This is a genomic window from Streptomyces sp. NPDC054840 (assembly GCF_053611065.1).
Genome location: NZ_JBSGZP010000372.1, coordinates 1 through 7,298, shown reverse-complemented (window position 1 = coordinate 7,298; position 7,298 = coordinate 1). Strand labels below are relative to the sequence as shown.

General features: G+C 69.0%; 7 protein-coding genes. 4 read left to right on the top strand and 3 right to left on the bottom strand.

Annotated elements, in window-relative coordinates:
• Positions 1 to 276: 276 nt before the first annotated feature.
• Complete coding sequence (locus tag ACWGIU_RS24040; RefSeq protein WP_453708950.1) at positions 277 to 372, bottom strand: putative leader peptide; 96 nt, start codon at positions 370 to 372, stop codon at positions 277 to 279.
• A gap of 149 nt (positions 373 to 521) precedes the next feature.
• Here ACWGIU_RS24040 and purF point away from each other — a divergent pair, with 149 nt between their 5' ends.
• Positions 522 to 2,039 (top strand): amidophosphoribosyltransferase, encoded by a 1,518-nt coding sequence (gene purF / locus ACWGIU_RS24035; protein WP_030726287.1) that lies wholly within the window; start codon positions 522 to 524, stop codon positions 2,037 to 2,039.
• A 91-nt stretch (positions 2,040 to 2,130) separates the two neighbouring features.
• The gene (gene purM / locus ACWGIU_RS24030; protein WP_453708948.1) at positions 2,131 to 3,201 is read left to right on the top strand and encodes a phosphoribosylformylglycinamidine cyclo-ligase; all 1,071 of its coding nucleotides are present in this window, start codon (positions 2,131 to 2,133) and stop codon (positions 3,199 to 3,201) included.
• 79 nt (positions 3,202 to 3,280) lie between these two features.
• Here purM and ACWGIU_RS24025 read toward each other — a convergent pair whose 3' ends face one another.
• Together ACWGIU_RS24025 and ACWGIU_RS24020 are read right to left on the bottom strand one after the other, a co-directional pair.
• Positions 3,281 to 3,544, bottom strand: coding sequence for a DUF3073 domain-containing protein (locus ACWGIU_RS24025; RefSeq protein ID WP_150261950.1), 264 nt, complete (start codon positions 3,542 to 3,544; stop codon positions 3,281 to 3,283).
• Positions 3,545 to 3,834: 290 nt separating this feature from the next.
• A complete protein-coding gene (locus ACWGIU_RS24020; protein ID WP_453708946.1) occupies positions 3,835 to 4,944 on the bottom strand; it encodes a Leu/Phe/Val dehydrogenase in 1,110 nt (369 codons plus the stop codon).
• A 178-nt stretch (positions 4,945 to 5,122) separates the two neighbouring features.
• Between ACWGIU_RS24020 and ACWGIU_RS24015 the strand changes: the two genes are divergently transcribed.
• The gene (locus ACWGIU_RS24015; RefSeq protein WP_453708944.1) at positions 5,123 to 5,977 is read left to right on the top strand and encodes a hypothetical protein; all 855 of its coding nucleotides are present in this window, start codon (positions 5,123 to 5,125) and stop codon (positions 5,975 to 5,977) included.
• Between the two features lie 568 nt (positions 5,978 to 6,545).
• A complete protein-coding gene (gene bldC / locus ACWGIU_RS24010) occupies positions 6,546 to 6,752 on the top strand; it encodes a developmental transcriptional regulator BldC (RefSeq protein WP_003949541.1) in 207 nt (68 codons plus the stop codon).
• The last annotated feature ends 546 nt before the right edge of the window (positions 6,753 to 7,298 follow it).

The following is a 7,298-nucleotide window of genomic DNA, read 5'->3' as shown; positions in this document are numbered from 1 at the left end:
GCCCGGAACTCCCGCTCACGCGGCGCGTTCCGCCCGTCCCCGGGGGCCGGGGAGGCGGCAGCCGGGGAGGCGCCCAGCCCCACCGCCGCGGCGGCCGCGGTCACGCCGACCGCGCCGCCGAAGGCGCGCCGGGTCAAGCTGGGTTCGTACGAGGTCACAGGTACTCCAAGGCATGGCCCGGCGGCCCGCCCCGGGCGGCGCGGGACGGCGCGCGGCACGGCAGGGCGGGCTCGGGCAGGGATCAGGAAAACAGAAGAGGGAAAAAGCGGCGTGTGACTACGCAGAACAGCGACAGATGGCGCTCGCGACACGGACGAGGTCCACGTGCCGGCGCTCGACGAGGGTGACGGTTCGGTCACCGGGAGGCTGCATGGGGCGAGAGCCTGTGCGAATGCCCATGGGGCTGTCAACAAGGGCATTCCGGATACCGAGACGGAATGGATCCGTCACCCTCCGTGCTGTGACATTTCCCGGCCGTCCCCAATTCGGACCAGTGGTCGATCTCGCCTACACTCGGAAGCGTGCCTCGTGGTGATGGACGACTCAACCACGACCTGCTCCCCGGCGAAAAGGGCCCCCAGGACGCTTGCGGCGTCTTCGGTGTCTGGGCTCCGGGTGAAGAGGTCGCCAAGCTCACCTACTTCGGACTGTATGCACTGCAGCACCGCGGACAAGAGTCCGCGGGAATCGCTGTGAGCAACGGTTCCCAGATCCTCGTCTTCAAGGACATGGGCCTCGTTTCCCAAGTCTTCGACGAAACCTCTCTCGGCTCGCTCCAAGGTCATATCGCGGTCGGTCACGCCCGCTATTCGACCACCGGGGCCTCCGTCTGGGAGAACGCCCAGCCGACCTTCCGTGCGACCGCCCACGGCTCCATTGCCCTGGGTCACAACGGCAACCTGGTGAACACCGCCGAGCTTGCCGAGATGGTCGCCGACCTCCCCCGTCAGGACGGCCGTGCCACCCAGGTGGCCGCCACCAATGACACCGACCTGGTCACCGCCCTGCTCGCCGGTCAGACCGACGACGAGGGCAAGCCCCTGACCATCGAGGAGTCGGCCGCCAAGGTCCTGCCTCAGGTCAAGGGCGCCTTCTCCCTCGTCTTCATGGACGAGGGGACCCTCTACACCGCCCGTGACCCGCAGGGCATCCGCCCGCTGGTCCTCGGCCGCCTGGAGCGCGGCTGGGTGGTCGCGAGTGAGACCGCCGCCCTCGACATCTGCGGCGCCAGCTTCGTCCGCGAGGTCGAGCCGGGCGAGCTCATCGCCATCGACGAGAACGGTCTCCGTACCTCGCGATTCGCGGAAGCGAAGCCCAAGGGCTGTGTCTTCGAGTACGTCTACCTGGCGCGCCCGGACACCGACATCGCCGGCCGGAACGTCTACCTCTCGCGTGTCGAGATGGGTCGGCGCCTGGCCAAGGAAGCCCCGGTCGACGCCGATCTCGTCATAGCGACGCCGGAGTCCGGCACGCCCGCCGCCGTCGGATACGCCGAGGCCAGCGGGATTCCGTACGGATCCGGCCTGGTCAAGAACGCCTACGTGGGCCGGACCTTCATCCAGCCCTCGCAGACGATCCGCCAGCTCGGCATCCGGCTCAAGCTCAACCCCCTCAAGGAAGTCATCCGCGGCAAGCGCCTGGTGGTCGTCGACGACTCGATCGTCCGCGGCAACACCCAGCGCGCCCTGGTCAAGATGCTCCGCGAGGCCGGCGCGGCGGAGGTCCACATCCGGATCTCCTCGCCGCCGGTGAAGTGGCCGTGCTTCTTCGGCATCGACTTCGCCACCCGGGCCGAGCTCATCGCCAACGGGATGACGGTCGACGAGATCGCCACCTCCATGGGCGCGGACTCGCTCTCCTACATCTCGCTCGACGCGATGATCGAGGCGACCACCATCCAGAAGCCCAATCTCTGCCGTGCCTGCTTCGACGGCGAGTACCCGATGGAGCTGCCCGACCCGCAGCTTCTGGGCAAGCAGCTCCTGGAGACCGAGCTGGCCGGCGGCACGGACGCCGCCGACGCGCTCCGTCGCCCGTAGCCCTGGCTCCACCTGCGCCGGGCCCTGTCTTTGAGGCTTCTCCCAGGGCCCGGCACCACACGCAGTAACGACACGAAAGCTCTCTCCTGTCATGACAGAGAAGACCACCGGTGCCAGCTACGCAGCCGCAGGCGTGGACATCGAAGCGGGCGACCGCGCCGTCGAGCTGATGAAGGAGTGGGTGAAGAAGACGCAGCGCCCCGAGGTCCTCGGCGGCCTCGGCGGCTTCGCCGGCCTCTTCGACGCCTCCGCCCTCAAGCGCTATGAGCGCCCGCTGCTCGCCTCGGCCACCGACGGCGTCGGCACCAAGGTGGACATCGCCCGCCAGCTCGGCGTGTACGACACCATCGGCCACGACCTGGTGGCGATGGTCATGGACGACATCGTCGTCTGCGGCGCCGAGCCGCTCTTCATGACCGACTACATCTGCGTCGGCAAGGTGCACCCCGAGCGTGTCGCGGCGATCGTCAAGGGCATCGCCGAGGGCTGTGTCCTCGCCGGCTGCGCCCTGGTGGGCGGCGAGACCGCCGAGCACCCCGGCCTGCTGGGCCCGGACGACTTCGACGTGGCCGGTGCCGGAACGGGCGTCGTCGAGTACGACCGCCTGCTCGGCGCGGATCGCATCCGTACGGGTGACGCCGTCATCGCGATGGCTTCGTCCGGCCTTCACTCGAACGGGTACTCGCTGGTCCGCCACGTCCTCTTCGAGCGCGCCAAGATGTCGCTGGAGCAGCACGTGGAGGAGCTCGGCCGCACCCTCGGCGAGGAGCTCCTGGAGCCCACGAAGATCTACTCGCTCGACTGCATGGCCCTCACCCGTACGGCCGAGGTGCACGCCTACTCGCACATCACGGGCGGTGGCCTCGCGGCGAACCTGGCCCGGGTCATCCCGGATCACCTGCACGCCACGGTCGACCGTTCGACCTGGGCCCCGGGCGCCATCTTCGATCTGGTCGGCACGGCGGGTCAGGTGGAGCAGCTGGAGCTGGAGAAGACCCTGAACATGGGCGTCGGCATGATGGCCGTCGTGCCGGGTGAGTCGGTGGACGTGGCGCTGACCGCGCTGGCCGACCGGGGTGTCGACGCGTGGGTCGCGGGCGAGATCCTGGACCGTGGCGACCACACCGAAGGCGCCACCATGACCGGTTCCTACGCGAGCTGAGCAGCACTGAAACCCGGCCCGGGGCGATGCCCTGGACCGGGTTTCAGTCTTTTGTCTGTCGTGCAGACGCCTCAGGGCGTCAAGCGCCGCGACGCTGTGACGACGGCCCGGACTCTTCGTCCTCGTCGTCGTCATCCGTGTTGTAGAGGTCCGCGTACCGAGCGTACGGGTCGTCCTCGTCCAGCTCGTCGTCGTCTACCTCGACCGGCTCGCTGACAGGCAGCGGTTCCACGGTCGATGCGCCCAGCTCGTTGGCCAGGCGCGAGAGGTCAGTCCCGCCGCTGCTGTACTTCAGCTGGCGGGCGACCTTCGTCTGCTTGGCCTTTGCCCGGCCGCGCCCCATGGCTCGACCCCCTCGGTGACGGGGCTCGACGGCCCCAGAGTCTGACACGCGTTCATGGTTCGGAGCGGGCTCTCCGTGGAGAGACCGTCCGTAGGGGTTTAACGGTACCTGCTTCCGCGGCCATACGGTACGCCGCCCGCATGACGCGCCCCGGTGCAGAACCAACAAGGCGCCCCGTCCTCGCTGGTCAGCTGCGATTTTAGCCTTTTCCTGGCGGGCGACCCGCCGAAGTGCAGTGAGTTCCGTCTCGCCGCACCCCGGCGGGCCCGCCCAGGAGCCCCGGGGAATGCCTACACCGCGCGCGCGGCGCGGGCGTCGGCCATCCGCTGTTCGGCGATCCGGTCGGCCGCGGCGGCCGGCGGAATGCCGTCCGCCTTCGCGCGAGCAAAGATCTCCAGCGTGGTGTCGAAGATCTTCGTGGCCTTGGCCTTGCAGCGGTCGAAGTCGAAGCCGCGCAGCTCGTCGGCGACCTGGATGACACCGCCCGCGTTGACCACGTAGTCGGGCGCGTAGAGGATCCCGCGGTCCGAGAGGTCCTTCTCGATGCCCGGGTGGGCGAGCTGGTTGTTCGCCGCGCCGCAGACGATCGTCGCGGTGAGCGCCGGGACGGTCTCGTCGTTCAGGGCGCCGCCGAGCGCGCAGGGGGCGTAGATGTCCAGGCCCTCGGTGCGGATCAGCGCGTCCGTGTCGGCGACCGCGGTGACCTTGCCCGGGTGCTTGTCCAGGATCCGGCGTACGGACTCTTCCCGTACGTCTGTGATCACGACCTCGGCGCCGTCCTCCAGCAGGTGCTCGACCAGGTAGTGGCCGACCTTGCCGACGCCGGCCACGCCGACCTTGCGGCCGCGCAGGGTCGGGTCGCCCCACAGGTGCTGGGCGCTGGCGCGCATGCCCTGGAAGACGCCGAAGGCGGTGAGGACCGAGGAGTCGCCGGCGCCGCCGTTCTCGGGGGAGCGGCCGGTCGCCCAGCGGGTCTCGCGGGCCACGACGTCCATGTCGGCCACGTAGGTGCCGACGTCGCAGGCGGTCACGTAACGGCCGCCGAGCGACTCCACGAACCGGCCGTAGGCCTGGAGGAGTTCCTCGCTCTTGAGGACGTCCGGATCGCCGATGATCACTGCCTTGCCGCCGCCGAGGTCGAGACCGGCGAGGGCGTTCTTGTACGACATGCCGCGCGAGAGGTTCAGCGCGTCGAGGACGGCCTCCTCGTCGGAGGCGTACGCGTGGAAGCGCGTACCGCCGAGGGCGGGGCCCAGGGCGGTGGAGTGGATGGCGATGACGGCCTTCAGGCCGGTGGCGCGGTCCTGGCACAGCACGACTTGCTCGTGGCCGCCCTGCTCCGTACGGAACAGGGTGTGCAGGACGCCGTCGGTCATTTCGGTCACGGTGGTGACTCCCATGGAAGAGATGCGGCGGAAAGACGCCCGCCCTGCGGGTGGGGGAGGGCGTGCTGGGAGCAGAGTAAGACCTGAGGGCCGCCCGTAGGTGCCCTGTCCGAGGATCGAAACACTCCCGTGGTGCGAGGGCGCGGGAACGCCCGGAGGTGAACCCGGCCCCGCGGAAGGGCAGTACGTGAGCGTGAGCGAATCCTCCGATCTCCCGTTGCCGTCCGCGCGCTCGGCGCCGACCGTCCCGTACGCCTCCTACCTGCGCGTCTACGAGCCCCTGGCGGCCTTCACCGAGCCGGAGCGCACGCACTGGGCCGACTACGCCCGGCGCGGGGTGACTCCGACCGCCCAGGACGAACTGCGCCGGTCGCTGTCGGACTTGGTGCGGGTCCCGGTGATGGGGGTGCCGGCCCACGAGAGTGCGGACGCCTTCACGGCGGTGGTCGACGGGGTGCTGCTGGTCTGCCCGTGGCGCACCCGGCTCCGCGGCTGGCTGGCGCTGCAGGAGCTCGTGGAGTGGTTTCCGCGCCCGGTGCTGGACGCGGCGCTCCCGCCGGGGGCACGCCGGCGGGCGGCCGAGGACTACGAGAGCTGGCGCCAACGGAACCCCGACGCCCGCCCGTGGATCCGTACGGGGGTGTGGCAGGTCCCGCTGCGCTGGTTCGTCCTGGTGGCGGACGAGGAGCGGGATTACGTGCCGGCCGAGCGGCTGCGCTACCGCACGCCGATGGTCCAGGCCCGGCGACGGCTCGCCCGGGCGCTGCGGGCCCTGCGCGACGCGGAGGGGTACGGGACGCTCGCCGACGGGCTGGTGGAGGTGGGGAGCTGGCTGGAGGAGTTCCACCCGCGCTCGATGGTCGAGCTGGATTACGGCGGGCTGGTGCACGCGCTGCCGGCGGACGGGCTGGCGGCCGACCGCTCGGCCGGGGACCTCGCGGCGGGCATCGCGGCCCTGCGGGCCGGGGACACGGAGGGCGCGAACGAGGTGTACGAGGGGCTGGCCGAGCGGTGGCGGGCGGTCCGGGAGCGACTTTTCGCGAATTAGGCCGAAAGGGGCCTGTGTGGCTTGTTTCACCCGAGAGGGGGGTCGCACGTATCGTCCGGTATCGGTCGATCAGTGAATACTGGCTGATCAGAGGCCTGATCGTGTCATTTAGGACGTAGTGCCAGGACCTACGTCCCGATACGGGCCATTGGCCCAAGCGTGACGGACCGCACTAACTACACCCTTGCGCCCTTCCCCTACCCTCGTGCCAAAATAGGACAAGGAGTCCGGGGAGGGTTCCTTCCGTCCAACTAAGGGCGGAATGCTCAGCATTGCACGCTACGGGGGGTCTGGTGACTCCTGATCGCTCTGTGACTGATCGTCACAGTGGGGTGACTGTCCGTTATGGGGCGGTCCATCGGCTTCCGCCGCTGATGAACACCTCGGAGGGCAATTCCGTCGGTTTGGCCGTCGAGGCTGGACGGATGGTGTAGTTGTAGTGCCGAGGACAAGCCGTTCGTCCTATAACCGACTCGGCCCGCGTATGTCCATTTCGGGCAACGCGGGCCAAGGTGCAGAATTTAGAGGAAAGAACCGAGATGGTTCGGTTCTCCCGAGGAGGCCGCTCATGACCGCTCGCACCCCTGATGCCGAGCCGCTGCTGACCCCGGCTGAGGTCGCCACGATGTTCCGCGTGGACCCGAAGACGGTCACCCGCTGGGCCAAGGCTGGCAAGCTCACGTCCATCCGCACCCTGGGTGGACACCGCCGGTACCGCGAGGCCGAGGTTCGCGCACTGCTCGCGGGAATTCCGCAGCAGCGCAGCGAGGCCTGAGGTCGCGTTAACACCCCGCTTCAACGGGTTTATCGGGTCCCCCAATCCGATGAAACCACATAGCTTCATACGGCCGGGCCTGCCCCAACAGGTCCAAGGTCGTTCGATCGCGCTGGACTCCGCCGGGTCCAGCGCGATCTTTTTTATGCCCAGGTCAGGGCGGTTCTCAAGCGCGCGAGAGTTATCGGCGGGGTAGGTGCCATTGCACATATTCTATTGAGCAGGCGTATGGGTGCGATAAAAGTATGAGTCTCAAAAACTCATGCGGTGACTCCCGTCACAGACGATCACTCTTGTACATCGGGTAATGCGCCCCGTAAAGGGGACGCGCTTCGCGAGACACATCATGCGAACGAGGGATTCCGCGTCACGGCCCACGGCCCCAAGGCCCACGGCCCGCGGGCGGCCCGCCGGGGCCCGCAGGAGGGGCGGGCGCGGCCCGGAGGTGTTCACGGATGCCGCGGGTGCTCCACGGCCCCAGACGTCCCTCTCGGGGCCGCACGCGACGGTGCGCCGCCAACGCGTCAGGGCCCGTATCCCCAGAGG